Genomic DNA, 25,471 nt, shown 5'->3' on the forward strand with positions numbered 1-25,471 from the left:
ACACCGGAGCTGTTGTGAGCACAAATCAAACCCCAGCGGTTGACGCGGAAACGCGCACCCGGATGGCAAAGAAGGCCGGTTTCGCCTCCTTCGCCGGAACCACCGTCGAGTGGTACGACTTCTACGCCTACGGCACCGCCTCGGCCCTGGTCTTCGGGCAGATCTTCTTCCCGGCCGAGGACGCCGCCGTCGGCACGCTTGCCGCCTTCGCGACCTTCTGGGTCGGGTTCCTGGCCCGCCCGCTGGGCGGCGTGGTGTTCGGCCACTTCGGTGACAAGTTCGGCCGCAAGAAGGCGCTGGTCACCACCCTGCTGATGATGGGCATCTGCACCACCGCCGTCGGGCTGCTGCCCACGTACGGACAGATCGGCATGTGGGCCGCCGTGATCCTGGTGTTCCTGCGCCTCATCCAGGGCATCGCGATGGGCGGCGAGTGGGGCGGCGCCGTCGTCCTGGCCGCTGAACACGCCCCCAAGGGCAAGGGCATCATCTACGGCGCCTTCGCCCAGCAGGGCTCCCCCATGGGCAACCTGCTCTCCACCCTGGTGTGGCTCGCCGTGGCACAGCTGCCGGACGAACAGTTCCTCTCCTGGGGCTGGCGCATTCCGTTCCTGCTCTCCGCCGTCCTGGTGGGCATTGGCCTGTTCATCCGGCTGAGCATCGAGGAATCCCCGGCCATGAAGGAAATGATGGTCACCAAGACCGTCGCCAAGACCCCGTTCACCGAGGTGCTGCGCCATTCCAAGGGCATTGTGGTCCTGGGCATCGGCGCCTGCATCATCGCCGTCTCCGCCACCTACTTCAAGGGGACCTTCGCCCTGGCCTGGGCCGTGGACAGCGGGCTGTTTGACCGCTCCACCTTCCTGACCATCGTCACCATTGCCCTGGTGGTGCAGTTCTGCGTGCAGCCCTTCGGCGCGCTCATCGCCTCGAAGATGGACCTGCGCAAGGCCGTCCTGCTGCTGCTGGTGCCGGAACTGGTCTTTATGCCGCTGATGTTCATCATGATCGGGACCGGGAACTACCTGCTGGCCGTGGTGGGCATGGCGGTGGCCACCATCCCACACTCCATGTACTACGCCGCGCTGGCCGGGATCCTGGCCAAATCCTTCCCGCCGAACATCCGCTACACCGGCATTTCCCTGAGCTACCAGCTCAGTTCCACCCTGTTTGCCGGGACGGCGCCCATGATGGGCCAGTACCTGCTCAACGTCAGCGGCTCCATCCTGGCGGTGGTCGCCCTGGCCCTGGTGCACGTGGGCCTGACCATCGGCTGTGTGCTGGGCCTGCTGGCCCGGTCCAGGAACATGGGCGACGGGTACGCCAGCTCGGACAGCTTCAGCACCCAGGACGAACTGCCGGACGCTGCCGGGCAGGACGCCCGCAAGGCCGCAACGCAGGCATAGTCCGCCCCACGGCTTTACCGGACCCCCGGGACATCACGTCCCGGGGGTCTTTCCGTGTCCGGGTCCTGTGGTTGTCCGGGTCCTGTGGTTGTCGGGTCCTGTGGTTGTCGGGTCCTGTGGTTGTCGGGTCCTGTGGTTGCCGGGTCCCTTGCCGACGGCGGCAGTCCTCCCGGCGGCGATGGCGGCAGTCCTTCCGGCGGTGACGGCGGCAGTCCCTGGTAGAGGGCGGGGCCGGTTATCCGGCTGCGACGGGGTACGCCGCAGCCCATTCGACGATGGCATCGGTCATGGCCCGGTATCCCTGCCGGGTGGGGTGCAGCAGTTCCTGGTTGGCGGTGGGCGAATCGGCGGCCTGCAGCAGGCCGGAGACATTGGCGGCATGCAGGTAGGGTTCCTCGCTGCAGGCACCGTGGCCGGCCAGGGCGTCCTGCGCGGTCTCCACGAAATACACGTTTGCCTGCGGGACATTGTTTACCGCCGCACGGATCACGGTGTTCAGTTCTCCCACCAGTTCCCGGGCGAACCCCTGTTCCTCGACGCTGAGGCGCCCGCAGCCGCCGTCGGGCGCATCAAAAAGCTGGGGATACGGAAGCACCAGGACGGGTGCGGCAACGGCGCTGGCCAGTGCTGAATAGGCCGCTTCAAGGTCCGGCTGCAGCGCCGCGAGCTGCACAGCGGCATCCGCGCGCAGGGCGGGGTTTTCGGTGCAGGGCCTGGTATCCAGCAGGCAGGCCTGCAGAATACCGGCGAAATCCAGGTTGTTGCCACCCACGGAAAGGATCACCAGCGTGGGGTCGAAGCCCTGCAGCTGCTGCAGCTGGGGCGGAACGGACCCGGGCCCGGCGCCGGGCTGTGTGGGCTCACGGAACGCCAGCGTCTGCGGGGCGGTGAGATGCCCGGTGGTCGCCCGGGAACAGGCCAGGTTGGCAATACTGTCCGGGGGAAAGAGCTCGGAGGCCACGGCGTAGGTGCTGCGGTGGCAGGAATCCCGGCGAGCGTCGCCGGCGGGCCGGTAGCTGCCGGCGCCCTCGCCGGAGGCGAAGGAATCCCCCAGGATGGCCAGGCGCCCGGTGTCGCCGGTGACGGCGGCCAGCCACCCGGTGGGACGGGAGGGTTCAGGCTCCGATGCTGAAGGTACGGGTGCCGACGGTACGGGCGCCGACGGCGACACCGGGGCTGCCGCCGATGGTGACAGCCCCGATGTTGTTGTTTCTCCGGCCGGGCCGGAGGGGCCGGCGGCAGGCGTCGCCGTGCAGGCGGTGAGGATTACCACCGCTGCCACGACACCCGCCGCCAGCCGTTTCATGCTTACTGCCGGCGCCGCAGTGCCTCATCCACTGCCGGATCCCCCAGCTGGCCCAGCCAGTTGAGCAGATCCGGGTAGGTGGACGGGTTGCCGGCAACGGCCACCCGTGCCCGCGGGTGGGTGGCCAGTTCCTGCAGCCGGGCCAGAGCCGTGGCCGGATCAGCGGCCTCGGCGATCAGTGCGGCATCCGGGTCCGCAGCTGTTCCGGCTTCGGCAGCGTTTTCGGCTTCCGGAGCCGTTCCTGTTGCGGCGGGCTGAACACTCTCGTCAGCGGTGCTGCCGGTGCCGGCAACCGGGGATCCGGCAGCCGGGGCTTCCACGCCAGCACCCTGTCCTGCGACCGAGGCGGCCGGAGCTGCCTGGCTGGCCGGGGCCGACGACGGCTGAACCGGTGCGTGCTGGACCGGAGTCTGCTGAACCGGCTGACCCGGTACGTGCTGGACCGGTGCGTTGTGACCCGGCGCCTGCTGCTGCGGAGCGGCGTCGAACGTGAAGCCGGCGCCAACGCCGCCGGTCGGTGCCAGTGTCTTGAAGTGTTCCCTGGCCGCCTTGTCCAGCCAGAGGACAGCCAGGATCACAAACGGCATGACCCAGGTGAGCACCATGATGATGGTGGCTGTGCTGCCGGTGCCCACCTCATTTGCCGAGCCGTCGTTGCGGACAATCCGGATGATCATCAGGATGAGTCCGAGCACAAACAGGATGCCTGCGTAGGCACTGCCCATCACGTAGGCGGAACGCTGCTCGCGGGCAGCTACCTTGGGCAGCATGACCGCGCCGGCAACCATAACCAGCGCGAAGACGAAGGAGATGGCCCAGGTGGCGGCGCCGTCGTAATCTTCAACGAGCGTCCAGACCATGGAGAACAGGGACAGGGCGGCCAGTGCGGACGTCAGGATGAGGGTGAGCAGGATCGCCGGCTTCAGCGCGGTGAGCCGGTCCGCCGGAGCTGCCTGCGTGTGCTGGGTCAGGCGTGCGACCGACGGCGCCGAAACGGCAGCGCCGAAGGCCATCCAGAAGATCAGCGAGAAGGACGGCGAGCCGGCGTAGTAGTCCAGGGATACTCCGTAGGCGCCCATCAGGGAGATCAGGCCGAGGAACAAGGCGCCGACGCCGATGCAGACTCCGGTGAACAGCCAGGTGTCGGATCCGCGGAAGACGTTCAGTGCCACGAGCGCCAGGACGGCTACGGAGACCAGGCCAACGAGGGACAGCAGCAGGGTGGGGATCCAGGGGTTGCCCAGTCCCAGGGACTGGTAGATGGGATCGTCGCCGCGGCCGGCAACCTCCACAATGCGGATGATGATCTGTGCCAGGACCGTCACTGCGGCAAGGCCGGCGATTCCCATGGTGACGAAGACCCAGCGCCGGTTCCGGGGTGCGTCCACGGTGCCGGGGGCAATTTCGCCGCGGCGGGGCTGTGCCGCCATGATGGCGCCTGCCAGCCCGAAGGCCGGAGCGGCATCGAGGATGCTCAGGCTCGAGTCGAAGGAACCCGCTGCCGCCATGCTCATCACCAGATACACCACCACCAGGATGAGGTAGGGCAGGTTGGCCAGTGCCTTGATGTCCTGGACCTGCCGGTAGCCGATCTTGGGGCCAAAGACCCCGGCGCGCCAGAGGTAGCTCACGCCCACCGAGAAGATGCTCAGCAGGGTAATCAGCAGGACGTCCAGGCGGGTGCCCGCCGTCGACTCGGCCCCGTAGTAGCTTCCGGAGCCAAAGGTCCAGGTCATAAAGAGGGAGAAGAACAGCAGCAGGACGGCAATACCGTCCCTCACGTAGTCGCTGACCGGAACGCCGGCGAAGGCTGAGGGACGCTTCTGGGCCGGCTGAGCCGGAGCCTGCGCCTGGCCGTAGAGGGAATTACCGGGGGCGGGGGTCCCGGAGTACGGCTGCCCCTGGCCCAGGTGCTGGTCCTGGTGCTGCTGGCTCATGCCCTGGCCGGGGTGGCCGGCTGCTGCGAACTCGGGCTGCCGTTCCGGTGCCGCTTCCGGTGACGCAGCCGGTGATGCCGTGGCGGGAGCGTGCGCCCCTGACGGCGCGGCAGAGGCATCAGTGCCCATCGCGAACCCGCACTCCGGACAGAACCGGCCTCCGGGTTCCTGTTGTTTGCCGCATTCGGGACAGAATTTCATGGTGCCTTCCTTGGATTTTCGAAAACTGTGGATGCCGTAGCCGGCAAAGGGCAGGACGGTCCCGCCGCGCGCTGCGGCAGGACCGTCCCTGGGTATTAGTTTGCGCTCAGCTCGCCGTTGTAGCTGAGGAACGCGGTGGTGGCTCCCTCACCGGGGAACAGCTCTACCGTGACCTCGTGTTCCTCACCGTCACCGGGGTACGGGATGGTTACGGTGGCCGGCTCGCCGGCCACGAGCTTCAGTTCGTGTTCCTCACCGTCCATGGTCACTACCACTGTGCCGGGCGTACCGATGGGCAGCACCGAACCTGACACCTCGAACATCAGCTCGCCGTCGTCCTCAATGCCCTTCAGCGTGTGGGTCATGGCCTCCCCGCTCAGGGACAGCAGGCCGTAGAAGTAATCCTTGCCCGGGTCCAGGTAGGAGTCCGAGAAGGAGGTACCCGAATCCTCCACCAGCGTCAGTTCCTTGGAGTAGTCAATGTCGCCGCCGTCTTCAGCGCGTTCCTCATCCCATTCCGGGCCGGCGAACACCACGAGCTTGTAGTCCCCTTCAGGGATCTCGTCGCCGTAGCCGAGAGTGGTGATTTCCTCTTTGCCGTCCTTGGAGTAGACGGTCATGTCGCCGAAGTCGTACTCGTCTTCGGCGGCCAGGCTCATTTCCTCGTCAACACGGAGGTTCAGTACCGCAAAGCCGGCGGAATTGAAGGTCACGTCAGTGGAGTCATCCACGGCAATGTCGCCGGAGGCATCTTCACTGTGTGCCAGGGAGAGCAGCGCGAGTGCCTGCTCGCGGGTGAGGGAATCGGTCCAGTCAATAACCGCGTCGGCCAGGGTGTGGCCCAGGCTGACCCGCCACTTGCCGTTTTCCTCCAGCGTGGTCACCGACAGATTCTGCAGGCCGCCGAACATCTGGGCTGACGGTTCAACCGTGTAACCGGACCCGTTGAGGCAGAAGCTGTCCGAATCGCTTTCACCCTTGATGCACTCGCTGGTCAGGGTGATTTCGTCGCCGTAGTCATTTTCCAGCCTGATGTTGTCGACGACGGCGGTGGCACGGTTGCCGTCCTTCTCGCCTTCCGTGAAACGGACGTCGCTGACGCTGATCTCTTCGCCGTTCATGCCCGACATCGCGTCGTCGAACATGTCCTGGTAGAGGTAGAGCAGGCTGCCTTCATGAATGGAGAGCGTGCCGGCAAGCGGGCTGAGGCTTCCCTCGGAGATCACGGAGGGCACGGCTTCGACCATGGCCTTGGCTGCTTCGGCCGGGCTGTTGCTGCCGGTGGAGGCCTCCGGGACGCTGCCGCGGTCATAGCTTTCGCTGGCGTTGACCATTTCGGCAACGCTGTACATGGGGCTGATGTACCAGCGGCCGTCGCGTTCGGTGGCGACCAGGGTCAGCGGGGATCCGTCCGGGCCCAGTTCGCCCAGTTCGATGGTCTCGCTGACCTTTTCTTCCTCTTCCAGGGAATCGAAGATGGTGCGCAGCGTTCCGGTGGTTGCCGCCGGATCGATGTCGACCTTGACCTCGCCGCTGGCGTACCTGATCAGCGCGGTGCTCTCGTCGATTTCCTTAATTTCGGGTTCGACGCCTTCCATGGAAATGGTGACGCCGTCGAAGGAGAACTCGTCCTCGCTGAGCTCTTCATCGCGTCCCACCTTCGTCAGGGCTTCCTCGAGCTTGAACTCCTCCATCTTGTCCGCCAGGTGCTCCTGGATCCGCTGGATGGGTTCGCGCTCTTCCAGCGGGACCAGCGTGGCAAGACCGATCATGTCCTTGGTTTCAATGGACTCCATCAGCTGGTCTGCAGCACCCTGCGGGGAGCTGGCTCCGCCGCGGATCAGGTTCTGGACGTAGAAGAAGGCCCCGATCCCCACTGCCAGCAGGACAACGAGGACGGAGACGAGGATGATGACCTTGCGGGACCGTTTCCTGGGTCCCTTCGGGGCGGAGGGCGGCGTGTTCGTTCCGCCGGGGCCCTGCGGACCGGATGGGCCGTTGTTGCCCATGCCGCCGGGACCGTTGTTGCCCGTGCCGCCGGGACCGGCGGGGGCGCCGGGAGCGGCGAAGCCGGAACCGCTGGTACCCGTCGCGTCGGCGGACTTGGCGGCCGGCGCCATAACGGGCGGATCAAAAACCGATGTGGACGTTGCGGTGCTCTCTGCCCGCTGCCCCGGCTGCCCGTCTGCGGCGCTCTGGCCGGGTGCCTGCTCAAATCGCTGCGTGGGCTGCTCGCTGCGGACGGCGTCGTGGTCCGGCTGAGTGGTTTCGGCGGCAGCACTGCCGCCGCTCTGTGCCGGCTGCGGCGCCTGGCAATTGGTACAGAATTTCCAGTGCGACTGTAGTTCAGCGCCGCAGGACGTGCAGTTCTTCAATTCTCCCCCAGGTAGTAAACGCCCGGAAGGAGTAAGTGATGGTCCCCCCGAGCCAACAGATACGTTCGCATAAAACCCTAACACGGGGCATATATGCACCGCCGGTTATGACGGGGCCCGGGGCGAATGTCCGCGGAGGGGAATTACGGGATCAGCGTGGCATACACAACGTAGTTATCCTCGAATTCCCCGCTGGCGGCATCAAAACCGTCACACGTTATCAGGCGCAGTTCGGGCTGCTCGGTGTTTCCGTAAACCTCAAGGGTGGGAAAGTCCGTTTTTCCGTACTGCTCCCCCTTGTCCACGGCAAATACCGCCGTGGAGCCGTCCTCGCGTGCAATGTTGATCCGGTCCCCGGGTTTCAGGGCCCGCAGGTCCGCAAACACGCCCGGTCCCCCGCCGGTGGCATTGACGTGGCCCAGCAGTACCGCCGGCCCCTGGTCGCCGGGAGCCGGCGAGCCGGTGAACCAGCTGGCCGGTGAGCCGGGCGGTTCGGGCGGCACTTCCAGGGAACCGTCCTCGCGCAACCCCAGGTGAAGGAGCGCGGATTCCGTTCCGGTGGACGGGATGGACAGGGAGGCAGGCGGCGCGGCGGCCGGCGTTTCAGCCGGTGCAGCGGTCCCCGGCGACGGAGTGGCCGCTGTGGGCGCGGGGGCTGACGGCGCGGCGGAGGATGCGGTCGCTGACGCGCTCGTCGGGGCTCCGGCCTCCGGCGCGGACGCGGTGCTGCACCCGGTGAACAGGAGGAGCGCGGCCGCCGCGCAGGTCAGCAGACCTGCACGGCGGCCGTTCGGGGATTCCTTCATGGGGATCGCCTCAGCTACTCACGGGTTCCCTAGGCGCGGGCCCGGCGGCGGAGGGCCACCATTGCCGCACCGGCCAGGGCCAGAACGCCCGCACCGGCAACTGCAGTGCCGGCAACGCCGTTGTCGGAGGCCGTCTCCACACCGGTGTCAGCTCCGCCCTCGGGCATGGCAGCCATCTGGGAACCGACCAGGGTGCCGCAGGCTGCAGGAAGGGTGGCCGCTGCCGGGAGGCTGGGATCCAGGTCCGACATCTTCTCAGCCGCCGCAGCAGGCATCTTGGTGGGATCAACACCGTGCACCACAACTACCGCACTGCCGTCCTTCAGCGACGCAGCGGTCTCGGGGCTCAGTTCAAGGGTCCGCTCGTAGGTGTAGGCGGATCCGCCCGGGAAGCGCTCAACCGCCAGGGCGGAATCGGGGCTGGAATCGCCTTCAGTGGTCAGCGAGGTGCCGATGTGGCCGTAGAAGGGGTGGCCCTCGGTGGTGTTCACCACGCCGTCGCCGTCGGTATCCGCTTCCGGGCCGGGGCAGGTTCCCTGCGCCGCGATGTGGATGTGCTGGGCGTGCGGGAAGGGACCGTCCATGAAGGTTTCCGCTGCACCGGAAACGTTGACGGTTACAACTGCCTCGGTGCCGTGCACATCCACCATGGCCTGTCCGGTGGTGCCGGAATTGTTCATGGTGTTCAGCGTGGCCTGGCTGCTCCAGGAATCTTCGCCGTGTGCCATGGCGGGACCGCCGGAAAGAGCCAGGGCTCCCAGGGCCAGTGTGGGGACGGCAAGCAGACGCATCTTCTTATTCATCATCGTGTCCTTCGTCGTGGGTTCTCTAGCAACACCACAGGTTCGGAGCTGAGCGCCGGGCGGATGTGTCCCGGATCGAAATACCTGAAAAAAGTTTTGAAACACGTGCACAGCGACGGGCACCCGTCCGTTCCGCCACCCGCACCGAACAGCAGGTATGGACATTCCCCTGCATCACCGAAGCCCGGCTCCGGCCGGCCCGGTGCTGCCCCGGCTGGCGGCCCCGAGCGAAGATGTGGCAGTCTTCTCCCCGGGAATGTCCCCGTTCGCCGACCCGGCGGGGCGCCGTCGTCGAAGGGAACGTCCTTGGAAGCGCATGACTGAGCTGCCCTCCCCTGATGCTTTTCGCGCCGGTTCGCCGCCCGGCGTTCCGGAGCCCGTCGCCGCGACCGGCCGGGAGGATCAGGCTGCCGAGCTGGCCCGCCTGCTGCGCCGCAGCGGTGAAGGGGATGAGGCGAGCTTCGCCGCCCTGTATGACGCCACCTCGGCGAAGGTTTACGGCCTCACCGTGCGGGTGACGCGGTCGCCGGAGATTGCCGCCGAAGTTGTCCAGGAGGTCTATCTGATGGCCTGGCAGCAGTCGGCGCGGTTCGATGCATCCAGGGGTTCGGTGCTGGCGTGGCTGTGCACCATCGCCCACCGGCGGGCCGTGGACCGGATCCGCCAGGTGGCCAGGGAACGTGAGCGGGAACAGACGTACGAGGACCAGCGGACAGACACACCGGTTGACCAGACCTGGCAGGAAGTGGAACAGAGCATGGACACCCATGAGGTCCGCGACGGGCTGGATACCCTCAGCCCCCTCCAACGGGAGGCAGTTTCGCTGGCCTACTATCAGGGCCGGACGTACCGCCAGGTGGCCCAATACCTGGATATTCCCCTCGGAACGGCCAAGGCCCGCATCCGGGACGGCCTGAAAAGTCTCCGCTCAGCACTGGGAGGTGAACGGTGAGCAGCCACAACCATTCGCCGGGATCCGGAGGCTTCCATGACGCCGGCAGCCCCCATGATCTGGCGCCGCTGTACGCAGTGGACGCCCTGGACCCGCAGGAGCGGGCCGATTTCGAACAGCACCTGGCCGGGTGCGCGCAGTGCCGTGCGGAGGTGGAGGACTACTCGGAGGTCGGAGCATCCCTGGCAGCCGGAGCCGCGCAGGAAGCACCGCCGGAGCTGCGCACCGCCGTGCTCTCCGCCATTTCCGGGACCCGCCCACTACCGGCTGAGGAAGTCACTTCCCTCTCGGACCGGCGGCGGCGCAGGACCCGTACGGTGCTCGCCGCGGCAGCGGCTGCCGTGCTGGTGCCGGGCATTGCCTTGGGCGGCTGGGCGCTGGGCGTCCAGTCCGAACAGCGGGAACAGGAGCAGATCGCGGCTGCCGAGCAGGGTCGGGAGAACCGGCTGCTGGCGGCACCGGACGTCACCACCCGCCAGCTGGACGTCAACGGTGTTCCGGCCACCCTGGTGGTTTCCCGGGACGCGGACTCTGCCCTGTTTGTTGCCGGAGACCTTCCGGATCCCGGCGAGGGCCGGGAATACCAGCTGTGGCTGCTGGAGGAAGAGACCCCGATCCCGAATGTTCGCTTCGACGGCGGGGACGACGTCCGCATCTGGCTCAGCGGCAACGTCGCCGATGCAGGAGCTGTGGCCATGACGGTGGAACCGGAGGGCGGCTCGGAAACCCCCACGCTGCCTTTGCTGGCCTCGGCCGAGCTGTAGGCCGGAGCTGTAGGCAGGCGCTGTAGACAGGCGCTGACGGCGGCCGGAGCCGCCGTCAGCCGGGCCTACTTGGCGATCAGTTTCCGGTCCACCACTTCGGTGCGGAGGACGGTCGCGAGATCCTGCACGGTGGTGGAGATTCCGCTGTTGCGCTTGACCTCTTTGCGGATGGCATCCAGGACAGTGTCCGACATGAGGATGTCCAGCAGCGCCTCCGGCGAGGTTGCCGCCCGGTGCTTCCAGAGATCATCAATGCGGCGCCGCTTGAGCGCTTCACGGTGCAGGTAGAAAAGCTTCTCGGCCTTCTCCTCGACGGTTTCGGGCCCGAGCAGATCCACTTCGAACGCCAGATCCACCACCACGGGCAGTCCACCGGTCAGGTGGTAGGCGCGCCAGACCTGACCGTTGGTCAGGATCATCCACTCCACGCCCTCATTTACGGCATACATCTGCACCTGGCGGAGATGACGTTCGTTGAGTTTCTGGCTGATCCGCTTTACTTCAATAAAGCCGACCAACTGCTTGTCGATCCGCACTCCGTAGTCCGCGAAGTCCTGCTTGACCATGTACTCCGTTGTCAGGTCGCGGAATTTGTCATATCCCAACCCTTCACAGAGCAGATCCGTGACTACCAGCCGGGTGTCACCTTCGTTGGCGTCCCGGTCCAAGAGGTTCCGCAGCGGCTTTGCGAACTTCTTGACGGCGGCGTGAACCTGCTCGTGCGCATCGGATTCCCACTTCGGTGTCCTGCTGGACGATGAGGCGGGCTTAATCTTAGTCACCACAGTGACCGTGCCTTCGGGCTCGCCGGTCTGCGCCGGTGCCACCTCGACCAGGCTGACTTCCGCAGCAGCCGGCACAGGAGCGGCCGGTTCTTCAGGCGCTTTTTCCTCCGCTTCCGGAACAGCAGCCGCGGGCGCGGGCTCGGCGGCGAACCCCGTGAACCCCAGCGGGTGTCCAAGCTCTACGGGCAACTGCCGGTGCGGCTCGGCAACGCCGAAGGCCGCCTGCTTCAACAGCCATTGGATAGTGGGCAGCCACGGTTCCACCGTGCTCCGGTCCACTTCCTGCGTCTTGGCGTCCTTGAGGAGGCTGATCTTTTCCAGGTCCTCATCGGAAGGAACCGTGTGTCCCATGCCGGCCGCTTCCCGGGCCCACCCTGCCAGCACAGCCAGTCGCGCTTCATACTTGGCGTCTGCCATCTTTACTTCCCCCACAACCGCGCCGAATGCGCGTCAGTAATTCTTACCAGGGAAGACTATCTCCACGCGCCCCCGAAACGGGCATGAGGGTTCCATCCGCCGAGCCCGGAATGCTGCGGATTACGTATTTCAAAAGCTGCGCCCGCCCCCTGTTAACGCGCCGTCAGGTGCGGCCGAAGCCGCCGTCAGCCTCGCCGGCGGCGGCTACGCGCCGCGGCGGGCGATGGCGGCGTTCACGCCGTCGTCGTTCAGCGCCTTCAGCCAGCTCAGCAGCTCCGGCCCGGCTGCCGGATTTGCCGCCACCGCAGGGCGCACCATCGGGTGATCGGTGGCCAGCTCCTGCAGCCGGAGGGAGCTGGTCCCCGGATCCTCGGCCTGCGCCAGGAGAGCCACTTCCGCGGGATTCACCCGGGAGGCCGGGGCGGCGGAGGCACCGGCATCCGCCACTACATCGGCAGCGGGAATGTTCATGACCGGGCTTGCCGTCCGGTGTCCTGGCTTCTGAATCTCGTCCTGCATGCAGTCCTCCTTCAAACGCGGGCCTTTATCAGTAGGCTTTCAATCATCCTTGCAGACCCCGGCACCAAGCCCAAACCGTCCGCACCGGCAGCGCTGATCGGGGACGGGAGAAGACAAAGACGCACCCGGATGCTGCCGAAACCGGCCCGGGCTCTGGCCCGGCGCCCCCGGCGCAGGCTAGGATTCCGCGCGGCAGCGGCCGGAGATAGTTGCCCACGGTGTCCGGGGTGCGACATACTGAAGCCTATTCGTTCTTGGATCGAGCAATCCTCTATCAAAGTTTTTGCCTTATCCGGCCGCCGGCTGCGTGCAGGAACTGAAGGAGCTGCAAGGCAGAGTGTTTTTCAAGACTTTCGGCTGGTCATTCGCCATCACGGCCGCCGCGCTGGTCACAGCGTTCTTCTACGGGGGGATAGAGGCACTCATCCTCTGTGCCATTCTCGGTGTTCTTGAGATCAGCCTCAGCTTCGATAATGCGGTAGTCAACGCCCGCATCCTCGAAAAAATGAGCCCCTTCTGGCAGAAAATGTTCCTCACCGTAGGCATTCTGATTGCCGTGGTGGGTATGCGCATTGTGTTCCCGCTGGTCATTGTGGGCGTCACAGCCAGCATGAACCCGATTGAAGCGCTGCGGCTGGCCTTGGAGAAGGGCGACCCTGAGCAGCCGGGCACTTACGGCTACCTGCTGCACGAGGCGCACCCGCAGATCGCTGCCTTCGGCGGCATGTTCCTGCTGATGATCTTCCTGGACTTTATGTTCGAGGACCGGGACATCCGCTGGCTGCGCTGGATCGAGGCCCCGCTGGCCAAAATCGGCAAGCTTAACGGTGCGTCCCTGATTGCCGGCCTTGCGGTCCTGTTGGCAGCTGCCAGCCTGGCCGACGCCGAGCACACCACCGATATTTTTGTCGCCGGTTCCGCAGGCCTTATCACCTACCTTCTTGTCACCGGTTTGGGTGGCCTGTTTGACGTCGACGGCGACGGCGACTTCGATGACGAAGACGCCATCAAGCGGGTGGAAAAGAAGTCCGGCAACGGCGAGCTGGTCAAGGCCACCGGCAAGGCAGCGTTTATGCTCTTCCTCTACCTGGAAATGATCGACGCGTCCTTCTCCTTCGACGGTGTCATCGGCGCTTTCGCCATCACCTCGGATCCGATCATCATCGCCCTCGGCCTCGGCCTGATCGGTGCGATCTTTGTCCGCTCGCTGACCGTTTTCCTGGTCCGGCAGGGCACGCTGGATGAGTTCGTCTACCTGGACCACGGTGCGCACTGGGCCATCGGCGCCCTCGCCGCCATCCTGCTGCTGACCATTGAACTGGAAATCAACGAGATCATCACCGGCCTGATCGGCGTCGTCTTCATTCTGGCGTCCCTGATCTCCTCGATCGTGCGCAACAAGCGCAGCGCGTCCTCCGGCACCCCCACAAAACCTGTCTACTCGAACTAACAAGGGAGAATCATGGGCCTGAGCCTGCAAAAAGGTCAGTCGCTGTCACTGACGAAGAAGGACGGCGGCGCACTCAGCAAGACGCGCCTGGGACTGGGCTGGGATTCCGCAGCCCCGGTCAAGCGCGGACTCTTCGGCACGAAGAAGGCCGCTGAAGTGGACCTCGATGCCTCGGCCATCTTCTTTGATGCCAACGGCAACGCCCTGGACCAGGTCTGGTACGGCCAGCTGGCCAGCAAGGACGGCTCCTCCAAGCACACCGGAGACAACCTGACCGGCGCCGGCGAGGGCGACGACGAAGTCATCCTGGTCAACCTGCAGGCCGTATCCCCGGCCGTGCAGCAGATTGTCTTCGTCATCTCCAGCTACAGCCGCCAGACCTTCGACCAGGTGGAGAACGCGTTCTGCCGGCTGGTGGATGACTCCACTCCCGGCAGCCCGGAAATCGCCCGCTACCAGCTGACCGACTCGGGCAACCACACCGCCATGATCATGGCCAAGGTTGCCCGCGAAGGATCAGGCTGGACCTTCAAGGCCCTCGGCGAGCGCGCCCAGGGCCGCACTGTCATGGACCTGATTCCCACGGCAGCCCGCACACTCTAAACCGAACGTCGCGAAGGAGCGCACCTTGTCCAGCCTGACACTGACCAAAGGCAACAACCTATCCCTGACCAAAGCCGATCCCGGATTGGAACGGGCCCTGGTGGGCTTGGGCTGGGACCCGCGTACCACCAGCGGGGACCCGTTTGACCTGGATGCCTCGGCACTGCTGCTGGGCGCCGACGGCAAGGTGCGTTCCCAGGACGACTTCATCTTCTACAACCAGCTGGCGGCCAAGGACAACTCGGTGGTCCACCAGGGCGATAACCGCACCGGCCAGGGCGACGGCGACGACGAGCAGATCCTGATTGACTTCAGCCTCCTGCCCGCCGACGTTGACCGCGTGGTCATTGTGGTCTCCATTGACCAGGCCGATGTCCGGCACCAGAACTTCGGGCAGGTGCGCGATGCGTACTGCCGCGTAGTCAACCAGGACACCGACGCCGAAGTGGTCCGTTACGACCTCAGCGAAGACGCTGCAGCGGAAACCTCCATGATCTTCGCCGAGGTCTACCGCAACCGCGGCGAATGGAAATTCCGTGCCATCGGCCAGGGCTACGCCTCCGGCCTGTACGGCATCGCCACCGACTTCGGCGTCGTCCTCGACTAATTCCCCATACCTCGTTACAAGGAGCTGAACACCATGGCAGGTCTGTCCCTCTCCAAGGGCAACAACCTTTCCCTCACCAAAACCGATCCCGGACTGCAGAAGGCCCTCGTGGGCCTTGGCTGGGATCCCCGCACCACCACGGGCGAGCCCTTCGATCTGGATGCCTCGGCACTGATGATCGCCGCCAACGGGAAGGTGCGGTCCTCGGATGACTTCATCTTCTACAACCAGCCCGCCGCCAAGGACGGATCCGTCACCCACCTGGGTGACAACCGTTCGGGTGAGGGCGCCGGCGACGACGAGCAGATCCTGATCGATCTCAGCACCATGGCCGCCGACGTCGAGCGCGTGGTTATTGTGGTGTCCATCGACCAGGCCGATGTCCGCAACCAGAACTTCGGCCAGGTCCGCGGCGCCTACTGCCGCGTGGTCAACCAGGACAGCGACAGCGAAATTGTCCGGTTTGACCTGAGCGAGGACGCCGCACCGGAAACCTCGATGATCTTTGCCGAGATCTACCGCAACAACGGCGAATGGAAGTTCAAGGCCGTTGGCCAGGGCTACGCCAGCGGACTGGCCGGCATCGTGACCGATTTCGGCGTGCAGCTCAGCTAGGCTCGCCTTCTTGGCATTACCCTGCGGGGAGTGTTCCGCGGGCCGGAACACTCCCCGCACCCATACCGCAGTTCACCTACGAAAAGGCTGAATAATGACCTCACCGCTGACTCCTCCGGACGCCTCCGAAGCCTCCCTGGTGCTTCAGGCGCCCGAACCGCCCGCCCCGGTTGCTCCGGCCGACGCCCCGGGCATGGTCCCGGTCCCGGAGGAACGCCGCCAGGAAATCGCCGCACAGGCCCGGTCCTTCATGGAGGAGGTCTCCAAGCTTGATGCCCGCAGCCCGGAGTTTACGGCGCAGGTGGACTCCATCAACAAGCTCGCCGGCGCGGAAATGACCGCCTCTGCCGGGTACTCCACCCGCCTGCTGGACCGTTCCTCCACCTCGGTGGCCGGCGCCAAGCGCTCCGGTGACGACGCACAGAAGAAGGTGGCCTCAACACTGGGCGACCTGCGCAGCACGGTGGAGGACCTGACCCCCAACCAGGCGAACCTGGGCACCGGCCGCAAGATCCTGGGCCTGATCCCGGGCGGCAACAAGCTGGCCAAGTACTTCCAGAAGTACGAATCCGCCCAGGTGCAGCTGGACCACATCATCAAGTCCCTGATGGCCGGGCAGGATGAACTGCTCAAGGACAACGCTTCCCTTGCCGGGGAAAAGGTTGAGCTGTGGAAGACCATGCAGACCCTGAGCGAATACTCGGTGCTGGCCGAATCCCTGGACGCCGCGTGCGTGGAGAAGGTGGACAAGCTCAAGAACTCCGGGCAGATTGAGCAGGCCAACGCCCTGGAAGCGGACGTGCTGTTCCCCATCCGCCAGCGCCGCCAGGACATCCTCACCCAGCTGGCCGTCTCCGTGCAGGGCTACCTGGCCATGGACCTGATCCGCAAGAACAACGTGGAACTGATCAAGGGCGTGGAACGCGCCCGCACCACCACCATTTCCGCGCTGCGCACCGCCGTCATCGTGGCCCAGGCCCTGGCCAACCAGAAGATGGTCCTGGACCAGATCGACGCCGTGAACGCCACCACCAACAACATGATCCTGAGCACCAGCGAAATGCTCAAGGACCAGACGGCCCGGATCCACCAGCAGGCCTCCAGCTCCGGCGTGAGCGTGGAAACGCTGCAGAAGGCGTTCGACAACGTGTTCCAGACCATGGACGCCATTGACACCTTCCGTTCCGAGGCCGCCCGCAACATGGAGGGCACCGTGAAGTCGCTGGAGTCCACCATTACCCAGGCCAAGCCCTACCTGGAGCGCTCCCGCCAGAGCGAGTCCCGCTAGGTGCCGGGCACGGCAGCTCCGAGGCAAAGGACATCCACGTGGTAATCGGCAGGTTCATCGGATCTCTCTTTGGCAACTCATCCGAGTCCGGGCCCGCGGACGGCCAGGCGCAGCAGGCACAGCTTGCCGCCCAGCCGCCGTCGGGTCCGGACGCCGAGCACCGGGAGACCGCACGCTCCCTGGTGAACCTGCGTACCGCCGTCCGCCGCGCCGGAGCTGCCATGCCCACACTGATTTCCTCCCAGGTACGCCAGATCGATGACATCCTGGCGCCGCTGGTGGAGTACATCGGCAGCAACGGGGCCTCCACCGAGCAGCGGGTGCTGCTGAATTCCATCATTACCAGCTACCTCCCCACTCCCCTGCGGGCCTACGTGGCCCTGAACGAACGGGAGCGGACCGACGATTCCGAGGCCACTGCATTGCTCGTTGAACAACTGACCATCCTCGAGGGCATCGCCCGGGACCTGGAAAACCAGGTCCGCACCGGTGCCATCGCTGAACTGTCCACCCACGGCCGGTTCCTGGACGACAAGTTCTCCCCCTCTTCACTGACCTTCGGAGACCGCTGATGGGCACCCTGGTAGCCGGCGCCAACGCCGCACTGACCGCGGAGAACCCCGGCCTGACCTCCATCCTGGTGGGCATGGGCTGGGATGTGATTCCCAGCCGCGGGCCGCAGTCCGAGCTGGTCCCGCTCACCCTGCTGTGCGGCCCCGACGGACGTGTCCTCTCCGATGACCATCTGGTGTTCTTCAACCAGATCGCCAGCCCGGAAGCCTCCGTGCAGTTCCTCGGCGAGGAGGATGACGAGCAGATCGACGTGGACCTCTCCCGCGTGCCCGCCCAGGTGTCCAAGATTGTTTTTGCCGTCTACGCGGATCCGGAAATGCGCGGACCGGGCAACTTTGCCGCCGTCCGCAGCGCCCACATCCGTGTGGCCCGCCCCAACGGCAGCGAACTGGTCCGTTTCGACCTGCCCGCCGCCAACCGGGACACCATCACCGCCATGATGTTCGGTGAGCTCTACCGGCACCGGGAGGACTGGAAATTCCGTGCCCTCGGACAGGGGTACACCACTGGCCTGCGCGGGCTGGCCGCCGACTTCGGATTCGATCTCTAGGCGATGGCCGTCAACCGATCGTCGGCTCCCCGCACCGACCTCCCCTTCCTGAGCCGCCGGGTCAAACCGCGCCCGGCTCCGCCCGCGCAACCGGCTCCGGCGGCAGCTGCCCCTGCGCCCGCCCGCCCAAGCACTCCCCCGCCGTCGGCCGCCGCACCGGCCGCACCGGCTGCACCGCCGCGCACGACGCCGGCCCCTGCGACGACGCCGACAACGCCGCCGCCCGGCTCGCTGACCCTCTCCTCGCCCTCCCGGCCGGCAGCGGGACCGCCGCCGGTCACCACCTCACTCTCGCTCGGGAACTCCCGCGAGCCGACCCCGGCAGCCGGCCCGCCGTCCCGGCCCGCTGCCGCCGCAGGCCAGGGCAGCGCACCTGCCGGCACCCCGCAGCGACGCGCACCGCTGCACACCAAGCTGTTCCCGGCTCCCGGGATGCAGGAGGTGCGCACCCTGGACAAGCAGAACCCGGTGGTCCGCCTGACGCCGATGGAATCGGCAGTGGGCACCCTCGCCGTCGCCGGTTCCATGCGCGCGGTGTGGGAAGCCGCGGACTTCCGTACCGGATCGGTATCATCCGGGGAACTGCGCCGCGAGAACCTCTCCGGCGTCATCGTGGACACCCCCGGCAACCGGCCGCTGGTGGGTTACGAAGAGGAACTGGCGCTCATTCCGCTGCGCCGGTCATCCATGCTCCGCCGCGCCCTGTTCTTCCCCAAGCCGAAACAGCCCATGAGCGTGGGCATCTATAACGGCAGGTCACTGACCGTCCCGGCCAAGGCCGGCGAGCGCAGTTTCTACGTGCTTTCGGTACTGCGGATCGGCAACGTGCTGGAACTCCGGGCGGAGGTGATTCCGTACGGGATGGAACTCAAGGCCATTTGGGAGGCCTTCGGATTCACCATGTCCTCGGAGTTCCCCTTCCGGGGAAACTGAGCTCGGGTGCGCCACTTTGCCTACCTCAGCGAGGCCGAAACCGGACGGTTGTTCCACCTTCCGCCGCAGGAGCTGAGCCTCGCCTCCGAACCCGGACTGCTCGCCACCGCGCTGGGCGCCACCTTGTACTGCCCTGCCACCCGGACCGAGCTGGTCAAGGACATCCGCAAGCAGGGCACCCGCGGGGCGCTGAGCATGGTCCTCTGCTTGGAGGATTCCATTGCCGACGCCGATGTCCCGGCGGCGGAGACCAACGTGGTGGCGGCCCTTGGCCAGCTGCACGCCGAAACCAAGGCCGGCAACGCCGTCGGACTGATGCTGTTTGTCCGCGTCCGCAGCCCGGAGCAGCTGCTCAGCCTCGCTGAACGCTGCGGTGACGCCCTCGACGTGCTGACCGGTTTCGTCATCCCCAAGTTCGAAAACAGCAGCGGGGCGGCCCAGCGTTTCCTCGATGCGCTGCACAGCGTTAATGCCTCCCGCCGTTCCGGCAACCCGGCTGCCCGTCCGCTGCGGATCATGCCGATCCTGGAATCCCCGCTGATGATCCATGCCGAAACCCGTACGGAGACCCTTTCCGGCATTTACCAGGTGCTGCAGGCGAACCGGGCGGATATCCTCTCGGTCCGGATCGGCGCCACGGACATGTCCAGCGCCTTCGGCCTGCGCCGTTCCCGCGACCTGACCATCTATGACGTCAAGGTGGTCTCCGCCGTTATCGGCGACATTGTGAACGTACTGGGCCGCCCGAACGGTTTTGTGATCAGCGGTCCGGTCTGGGAACACTACAGTTCCGGCGAACGCCTGCTCCGGCCCCAGCTGCGCGCCACACCCTTCGCCGAAGCGGACGAACTCGGACTGCGGCAACGGCTGCTCACCGCGAACCTGGACGGACTGATCCGGGAAATCGAACTGGACCTGGCCAACGGCCTGCTGGGCAAAACAGTGATCCACCCCTCCCACGTCCCGCTGGTCCACGCCATGTCCGTCATCAGCCACGAGGCGTATCTGGATGCCCTGCACATTTCCGGCGAGGCCGGCGGCGGGGCAGCGGCATCGCCGTACCGGAACAAGATGAATGAAATGAAACCGCATCAGGCGTGGGCTGCTTCCACCCTCGTCCGTGCCGCCGCCTTTGGCGTCGCCGCACCCGATACCACTTACGTAGATCTCCTGGAAGCGAGCATGAATTGAGCCAGCACCCCTGGACCGGCGGTTTTGTCCACGAGGCCCTGGGCGTCCGGATCATTTCCGACCCCTCTGCGCTGTTGCCGGTGGAGGACCTGGTGGGACTGGCGCTGCGCCGCAACCCGCGCCGGGCGCACCTCTTGGTTTCCCGGGTGCTGGCCAAGCACGTCCCCACCGAACCTGCCCTGGTACTGGCCGCCGGCGAGCTGCTCGGCACCCTCGCCGGCGCTGCCCTAGGCAGCACGGTGGACTCCGCTGTGCTCCGTTCCGTCGCCGCCGATCTGCAGCAGGTGCTGCGGGGCGAGGACACCACGGCGCACGACGACGCCGCGGGGCCGGGCGCAGTCCGCCCGCCGCGGACACGGCTGCAGTACGCCCGCGAAACCCTGTGGGACCTGCCCGTCTCCCACCCCGAGGTGGTGACCATCGGCTACGCCGAAACCGCCACCGGGCTGGGCCGGCTGGTGGCTGACACCCTGGGCTCCTACTACATCCATTCCACCAGGCACGCCCCGGCCGGCGCGGTGGCCTACGGGGCGTTCGAGGAAGCCCACTCACACGCCACCTCACACCGGCTGCTGCCCACCGACCCGGCAGCGTTGAACAGCAACGCCCCCGTGGTGCTGGTCGATGACGAGCTCAGCACCGGGGCCACGGTCATCAACACCATCGCCGAGCTGCACGCCGCCGCCCCGCACCCGCTGTACGTGGTGGCTACCCTCATTGACCTGCGCTCCGACCCGGACCGTGCCCGGTTTGATGAGCTCGCCGCCGGCCTGGACTGCGAGATCAAGGTCGTGGCCCTGGGCACCGGCAGGATCGAACTCGGTGAGGACATCCTGGCCCGGGCGCAGGAGCTCATCAGTACGCTGCCCGGCACGGCCACGGAACCGGCTGCCGCCGCGACCGCCTCCCCCGAAGCGACCGCCTCCCCCGAAGCGCCGGGCACGGTGGACGTGCTGGATCTGGGCGCCATTACCACCCGCCGGCTGCGCAGCGACCGGTTCGGCAACCCCGCCGGAGTATCCTCCGACTACCTTGGCACCCTGCCCGAAGCACTCCCCGGTGCCGTGTCCGGGGAACACCTGGCCTACATTGCGGCCCGGATCCGGGATATGCTCCCGGACTCGGATGCCCCGGTGCTGGTGCTCGGCTGCGAGGAATTCATCCACGTACCGCTCACCGTCGCCAACGCGCTGGCCGAAGCCCTGCAGAGCGGGCAGGTCCGGTTCTCCACCACCACCCGCTCCCCCATCGTGCCGATCGACCGGCCCGATTACGCCATCAACACCTCGGTGGACTTCGCCAGCCATGATGTCACCGAGGACGGTCCCGGCCCGCGGCACGCCTACAACGTGGGGCCGCGCCGGGGACCTGCCGGGCGCGTGGATCCCGGGGCCGGGACGGCGGCTCCCGTGGCGGCGGGTTTCGGCAGCATCGTCCTCCTGCCCGAGCCCGGCACCGAGCTTGCCTCCATCACCGGGCCCGGCAGCGTCACCGAGGCGCTGCGTGCGGTGACCGGCGCCGTCGTTGTGGTGCTGATGCCCGCGGACGTCCCCGCCCCGGACGCCTGGCCTGCCCCGCCCGCTGCCGTGCCGCTGACCGGCCCGGAGTTCGGTTCCTACGCCGCAGAAGATGTCACCTGGCTGCTCAAGGACCTGCGTGACGCCCAGCTGGAAGCACCCACCGCCGAGCGGGAAGCGGCCATCCAGTCCGGCGGGGCGAACTACGCCGAATCGCTCCCCATGGAGTACCTGCCCTCGGCCCAGTACCAGGACCTCTATGCGGAGGCACTGGTCCGGTCCGCACCCCGGGTCGCTGCCGCCGTCGGCACCGTGACCGAGATGGCGCTGGCCGCACGGAACAACGAGCCGGTGCTGGTCTCGCTGGCCCGCGCGGGCACTCCCATCGGCATCCTGATGCGCCGCTGGGCGCAGCGGATGCACGGCCTGGACCTGCCGCACTACACCATGAGTATTGTGCGCGGGGTGGGTATGGATGAAACGGCCCTGCGCTATCTGGCCGCCCGGTGTGACCCGGAGCGGATCCTGTTTGTGGACGGCTGGACCGGCAAGGGCGCCATCACCCGGGAGCTGACCGCCGCACTGGAGAAGTTCGAGCAGAGCGACGGCGTGCGGTTCTCCGCGCAGCTGGCGGTGCTGGCCGATCCGGGGCACTCCGTGGAGCTGTTCGGCACCCGGGAGGATTATCTGATCCCCTCGGCCTGCCTGAATTCGACGGTGTCCGGGCTGGTGTCCCGCACCGTGTTCAACAAGGAGCTGATTGGGCCGGAGGATTTCCACGGGGCAAAGTTCTACGCCCATCTGGCCTCCGCGGATGTGTCGCGGGAGTTCCTGGCCGCCGTGGAGGCGCAGTTCGACGCCGTGCGCTCCGACGCCGTCGCCGCTGCCGCCTCGTTGGCTGCCGCGGACCGGACGCCCACCTGGGTGGGCTGGCAGGCCGTGGAGCGGCTTAGCGAGGAATACGGCATCCATAACGTGAACCTGGTGAAGCCAGGTGTCGGCGAAACCACGCGGGTGCTGCTGCGCCGGGTGCCGTGGAAGGTGCTGGTGCATCCGGCGGCGCGTTCCGAGGTGGCGCACGTGCTGCTGCTGGCCGAACAGCGCGGCGTGCCGGTGGAAGAGGTGCCGGACCTGCCGTTCAGCTGCGTGGGGCTGATCCATCCGCGGTTCACCGCCGGCGCCGTGGGCGCGGACGGCAAGGCCGTGGCTGCTTCTGAAGCCGGCGATACGGCTGCAAGCGACGCGGCTTCCGTGGGGGCCGGCGAGTGAGGACCCTTTTCGCCTCGGACCTGGACCGGACGCTGATCTATTCGGCCAACGCACTGTTCCTCGACACCGAAGACGCTGCCGCACCGGCCATGGTGGTGGCCGAGGTCTATGAAGGTAAGCCGCTGTCCTTTATGACCCGGGCTGCCGAAGAGCTGCTGGTCACCGCTGCCGCCGAGTGCGTGTTTATGCCCGTGACCACCCGTACGGTGGCGCAGTACCAGCGGATCCGGTTGCCCGGTCCCGCACCTGAGTATGCCGTCACCACCAACGGCGGGGTGCTGCTGCACCACGGTGTTCCGGATGCCGACTGGCAGCAGAAGGTCCGCTCACTGGTGGCCGGCGGCTGTGCGCCGCTGGCGGAAGTGTCCGCGTACCTGGCCCGGCCGGAGTTCGCGGCCTGGACGCTGAAGCTGCGCACCGCCGAGGATCTGTTCGCCTACGCCGTAGTGGACCGGGCGGCGCTGCCCGGAGAGTTCCTGCTGGAGCTGGAAGCGTGGTGCGCGGAGCGGGGTTGGACCGTGTCGCTGCAGGGCCGGAAGCTCTATTGCGTGCCGGTGCCGGTGACGAAGCAGGATGCCGTGGCCGAGGTGGCCCGGCGCACCGGATCGGACCGCATTGTTGCTGCCGGGGATTCGCTGCTGGACCGGCCTATGCTCGAGGCCGCCGATGTCGCCTTCCGTCCCGCGCACGGCGAACTGGACGACGCCGGCTGGGTTGATTCGCACTTGCAGGTCACTGAAACCCGCGGGGTTCTTGCCGGGGAAGAGATTCTGCGCCGGGTACTGGACCTGGTGCGGGCCTAGCTGCAGGGCCGGGCCGGTGGACGCCCACCACCCCGGCGGCGTAGGTAAGGAATTCCTCCAGCCGCCGGTCAAAGGCCTCCGGCACGCCAAACAGGGATCCATCGGCCAGCCGGAAACCGTACTCGTCAAAGGCGTGGACGGTGATGGCAGTGCCGTAGCCGGAGGGGGCCGTGCTGAAGATCAGTGCCAGCGGCATGTTCGCGCGGCCTTCAGCGAAGATGTGGCCCCAGTTCCGGAACTTCCGGAGCGAGCCCAGCCGCACTTCCAGGCGGGGACCCACATGCCGCAGTCTCTCCCCGTGGGAGGAGAAGGCCTGGGTCAGCGCATGCAGCACCACGTGCGGCGGCTGCGGCGATGCCCAGTGTTCCTTCTTCGCCACTATCGGGTCACTGCTGAACAACCCCATCGCCGTCCCCTTCCTCCGGGATGTACCGCATTCCATGTCCTGTCCGTTCGCCGGTCAGCCTACGCCCGAGGTACAGGGCTGTGCAGCGGATTCAGGCGGTGCGTTCGGCCTCGCTGCGCAGGATGCAGAACTCGTTGCCCTCCGGATCGGCCAGGACCACCCAGCCGGTGCCGTCGGGACGGCGCTGGTCGTCCACCTGCGTGGCTCCCAGCTCCAGCGACCTATTTACGGGCGACAGCCTAGGCCGTAGCAAGTACTCCCGGCGCGCCCCTAGCCAAAGATGCGTGATGTGGAATTATCCCGCAAAAGCCTGTTCATATAGAGCCGCCTGGCTGGGCATCAGCACCCCGGACACGCGCAGCAGGACGGCACCGTCCATGTAGTGGTACTCAGTTCCGAACGCCGGTCCCATACCCTCCAGGACCCCCTGGATATAGTCCGAGCGTGTCTGTGCGTCCGCCTCGTCGGCGAACACCTCGACGACAGCGCCTCCATCAATACCGGTCTCTGCGGGATCCGCAGCGGTATCAGAAATCCATGCAGCACTGATGTACTGTCCCGGGCGTCCGATAAGTCCGTTTGTATCGTTTAGCTCCGTTACTTCAGTGACGGCGCTGATAGTGGGCACTTGCGCCTGCAACTTTGCGGCCACGCTCATTGCCGTTTCGGGTTCGGTGGGTGCTTCGCTCGGCACAGTCGTAGCGGCGGATTCTGTGGACTTCGTCGCTTGTGAGGCGATCACAGGCTCCGATGGCGACGCTGCGTCACTATCGGACGAACAACCTACGAAACCGAGAGCACTCAGAACCAATATTCCTGCGACATATTGCTTACGCATTTTCCCCAACCCTTTTGAACAAATGAATTTACAGACTATCCGACTTTCAAGAGGATTTATTTCGGGTCACCGGGGACCCTAATGTAGAAACCATCTCAACATAGACAGAACTGTTATCCGCCTATGCCGCTAGGCCTATTGCGCATACCGTTCGGCCTCGCTGCGCAGGATGCAGAACTCGTTGCCCTCCGGATCGGCCAGGACCACCCAGCCGGTTCCGTCCTCACGGCGCTGGTCATCCACCTGCGTGGCTCCCAGCTCCAGCAGGCGCTGCAGCTCCCGGTCCCGGCCGCCCACCTCGGCGGGCTGAAGGTCCAGATGCAGCCGGTTCTTGACGTGCTTCGTGTCCGGAACATTGATGAACAGCAGCCGCTGCCCGCCGTCGGGAGAAAAGATCATGCATTCCTCATCCCCGGGCCGGTTGGGATCCTGCGGGTCTTCGGAAAAATCCAGCACCTTCGCCCAGAACACTGACTGGGCGTAGGCATCCAGGCTGTCGAACGTGGTGTGAGAGATCATCGCAGTCATGGCCCGAAGCCTACGGGCAGCGCGCCCCG

Annotated in this window: 24 protein-coding genes and 1 pseudogene; 14 read left to right on the forward strand and 11 right to left on the reverse strand. The window is 66.3% G+C overall.

Translation table 11 applies throughout. The features are described from left to right. The first annotated feature begins 14 nt into the window (after window positions 1-14). On the forward strand, window positions 15-1,406 hold the full coding sequence (locus QWJ37_RS13315) for an MFS transporter (RefSeq protein ID WP_227929063.1): 1,392 nt from the start codon (window positions 15-17) through the stop codon (window positions 1,404-1,406). 235 nt (window positions 1,407-1,641) lie between these two features. On the opposite strand, the gene QWJ37_RS13320 is transcribed toward QWJ37_RS13315, so the two are convergent. The 5 genes from QWJ37_RS13320 to QWJ37_RS13340 form a co-directional block, all read right to left on the reverse strand. Continuing rightward, entirely contained in the window at window positions 1,642-2,712 is a 1,071-nt protein-coding gene (locus QWJ37_RS13320) for an SGNH/GDSL hydrolase family protein (protein WP_290245533.1), read from the reverse strand. Between the two features lie 2 nt (window positions 2,713-2,714). After that, entirely contained in the window at window positions 2,715-4,850 is a 2,136-nt protein-coding gene (locus QWJ37_RS13325; RefSeq protein ID WP_290245534.1) for a zinc ribbon domain-containing protein, read from the reverse strand. Between the two features lie 95 nt (window positions 4,851-4,945). After that, a complete protein-coding gene (locus QWJ37_RS13330; protein WP_290245535.1) occupies window positions 4,946-7,225 on the reverse strand; it encodes a hypothetical protein in 2,280 nt (759 codons plus the stop codon). Window positions 7,226-7,368: 143 nt separating this feature from the next. Then, window positions 7,369-8,031, reverse strand: coding sequence for a class F sortase (locus QWJ37_RS13335; protein WP_227905271.1), 663 nt, complete (start codon window positions 8,029-8,031; stop codon window positions 7,369-7,371). 29 nt (window positions 8,032-8,060) lie between these two features. Continuing rightward, the gene (locus tag QWJ37_RS13340; RefSeq protein ID WP_227905274.1) at window positions 8,061-8,834 is read right to left on the reverse strand and encodes a hypothetical protein; all 774 of its coding nucleotides are present in this window, start codon (window positions 8,832-8,834) and stop codon (window positions 8,061-8,063) included. Between the two features lie 316 nt (window positions 8,835-9,150). On the opposite strand from QWJ37_RS13340, the gene sigK reads away from it, so the two are divergent. Both sigK and QWJ37_RS13350 read left to right on the forward strand, forming a co-directional pair. Then, entirely contained in the window at window positions 9,151-9,786 is a 636-nt protein-coding gene (gene sigK / locus QWJ37_RS13345; protein ID WP_227905276.1) for an ECF RNA polymerase sigma factor SigK, read from the forward strand. After that, a complete protein-coding gene (locus QWJ37_RS13350; RefSeq protein WP_290245537.1) occupies window positions 9,783-10,550 on the forward strand; it encodes an anti-sigma factor in 768 nt (255 codons plus the stop codon). Before sigK ends, QWJ37_RS13350 begins: the two co-directional genes overlap by 4 nt. Before the next feature lie 65 nt (window positions 10,551-10,615). Here QWJ37_RS13350 and QWJ37_RS13355 read toward each other — a convergent pair whose 3' ends face one another. Then, window positions 10,616-11,752, reverse strand: coding sequence for a type I restriction enzyme HsdR N-terminal domain-containing protein (locus QWJ37_RS13355; RefSeq protein WP_227905282.1), 1,137 nt, complete (start codon window positions 11,750-11,752; stop codon window positions 10,616-10,618). Between the two features lie 204 nt (window positions 11,753-11,956). After that, window positions 11,957-12,271: a hypothetical protein gene (locus tag QWJ37_RS13360; protein WP_227905284.1), complete on the reverse strand. Its 315-nt coding sequence runs from the start codon at window positions 12,269-12,271 to the stop codon at window positions 11,957-11,959. A gap of 337 nt (window positions 12,272-12,608) precedes the next feature. Here QWJ37_RS13360 and QWJ37_RS13365 point away from each other — a divergent pair, with 337 nt between their 5' ends. The 11 genes from QWJ37_RS13365 to QWJ37_RS13415 all read left to right on the forward strand — a co-directional run bounded on the left by QWJ37_RS13365 (window position 12,609) and on the right by QWJ37_RS13415 (window position 23,670). Next, window positions 12,609-13,721 (forward strand): DUF475 domain-containing protein, encoded by a 1,113-nt coding sequence (locus QWJ37_RS13365; RefSeq protein ID WP_290245538.1) that lies wholly within the window; start codon window positions 12,609-12,611, stop codon window positions 13,719-13,721. Window positions 13,722-13,733: 12 nt separating this feature from the next. Further along, window positions 13,734-14,324: a TerD family protein gene (locus QWJ37_RS13370; protein WP_227905289.1), complete on the forward strand. Its 591-nt coding sequence runs from the start codon at window positions 13,734-13,736 to the stop codon at window positions 14,322-14,324. 25 nt (window positions 14,325-14,349) lie between these two features. Next, window positions 14,350-14,931: a TerD family protein gene (locus QWJ37_RS13375; protein ID WP_227905291.1), complete on the forward strand. Its 582-nt coding sequence runs from the start codon at window positions 14,350-14,352 to the stop codon at window positions 14,929-14,931. A 33-nt stretch (window positions 14,932-14,964) separates the two neighbouring features. Further along, window positions 14,965-15,546 (forward strand): TerD family protein, encoded by a 582-nt coding sequence (locus QWJ37_RS13380; protein WP_227905293.1) that lies wholly within the window; start codon window positions 14,965-14,967, stop codon window positions 15,544-15,546. A 94-nt stretch (window positions 15,547-15,640) separates the two neighbouring features. Then, window positions 15,641-16,834 carry a toxic anion resistance protein gene (locus tag QWJ37_RS13385; protein WP_290245539.1) on the forward strand — a complete coding sequence of 398 codons (1,194 nt, stop codon included), beginning with the start codon at window positions 15,641-15,643 and terminating at the stop codon, window positions 16,832-16,834. Between the two features lie 38 nt (window positions 16,835-16,872). Further along, the gene (locus QWJ37_RS13390) at window positions 16,873-17,406 is read left to right on the forward strand and encodes a hypothetical protein (protein ID WP_227905295.1); all 534 of its coding nucleotides are present in this window, start codon (window positions 16,873-16,875) and stop codon (window positions 17,404-17,406) included. Then, window positions 17,406-17,957, forward strand: coding sequence for a TerD family protein (locus QWJ37_RS13395; protein ID WP_227905296.1), 552 nt, complete (start codon window positions 17,406-17,408; stop codon window positions 17,955-17,957). The genes QWJ37_RS13390 and QWJ37_RS13395 overlap by 1 nt, the downstream gene beginning before the upstream one ends. A gap of 3 nt (window positions 17,958-17,960) precedes the next feature. Beyond that, window positions 17,961-18,890, forward strand: coding sequence for a hypothetical protein (locus QWJ37_RS13400; RefSeq protein WP_290245540.1), 930 nt, complete (start codon window positions 17,961-17,963; stop codon window positions 18,888-18,890). Window positions 18,891-18,896: 6 nt separating this feature from the next. Then, the gene (locus QWJ37_RS13405) at window positions 18,897-20,081 is read left to right on the forward strand and encodes an HpcH/HpaI aldolase/citrate lyase family protein (protein WP_290245541.1); all 1,185 of its coding nucleotides are present in this window, start codon (window positions 18,897-18,899) and stop codon (window positions 20,079-20,081) included. Continuing rightward, window positions 20,078-22,867 carry a phosphoribosyltransferase domain-containing protein gene (locus QWJ37_RS13410; protein WP_290245542.1) on the forward strand — a complete coding sequence of 930 codons (2,790 nt, stop codon included), beginning with the start codon at window positions 20,078-20,080 and terminating at the stop codon, window positions 22,865-22,867. Before QWJ37_RS13405 ends, QWJ37_RS13410 begins: the two co-directional genes overlap by 4 nt. Then, complete coding sequence (locus QWJ37_RS13415; protein ID WP_290245543.1) at window positions 22,864-23,670, forward strand: HAD family hydrolase; 807 nt, start codon at window positions 22,864-22,866, stop codon at window positions 23,668-23,670. The genes QWJ37_RS13410 and QWJ37_RS13415 overlap by 4 nt, the downstream gene beginning before the upstream one ends. Here QWJ37_RS13415 and QWJ37_RS13420 read toward each other — a convergent pair. The 4 genes and pseudogenes from QWJ37_RS13420 to QWJ37_RS13435 all read right to left on the reverse strand — a co-directional run bounded on the left by QWJ37_RS13420 (window position 23,600) and on the right by QWJ37_RS13435 (window position 25,442). Then, the gene (locus QWJ37_RS13420) at window positions 23,600-24,076 is read right to left on the reverse strand and encodes a hypothetical protein (RefSeq protein ID WP_290245544.1); all 477 of its coding nucleotides are present in this window, start codon (window positions 24,074-24,076) and stop codon (window positions 23,600-23,602) included. The genes QWJ37_RS13415 and QWJ37_RS13420 overlap by 71 nt on opposite strands. Before the next feature lie 91 nt (window positions 24,077-24,167). Next, window positions 24,168-24,293 (reverse strand): annotated as a pseudogene (locus QWJ37_RS13425) (VOC family protein); the annotation flags it as partial. Window positions 24,294-24,371: 78 nt separating this feature from the next. Further along, window positions 24,372-24,704: a hypothetical protein gene (locus QWJ37_RS13430; protein ID WP_290245545.1), complete on the reverse strand. Its 333-nt coding sequence runs from the start codon at window positions 24,702-24,704 to the stop codon at window positions 24,372-24,374. A 345-nt stretch (window positions 24,705-25,049) separates the two neighbouring features. Next, complete coding sequence (locus tag QWJ37_RS13435) at window positions 25,050-25,442, reverse strand: VOC family protein (RefSeq protein WP_290245546.1); 393 nt, start codon at window positions 25,440-25,442, stop codon at window positions 25,050-25,052. Window positions 25,443-25,471 lie beyond the last annotated feature (29 nt).

The organism is Arthrobacter sp. YD2, assembly GCF_030410475.1.
Lineage (GTDB): Bacteria > Actinomycetota > Actinomycetes > Actinomycetales > Micrococcaceae > Arthrobacter_B > Arthrobacter_B zhangbolii.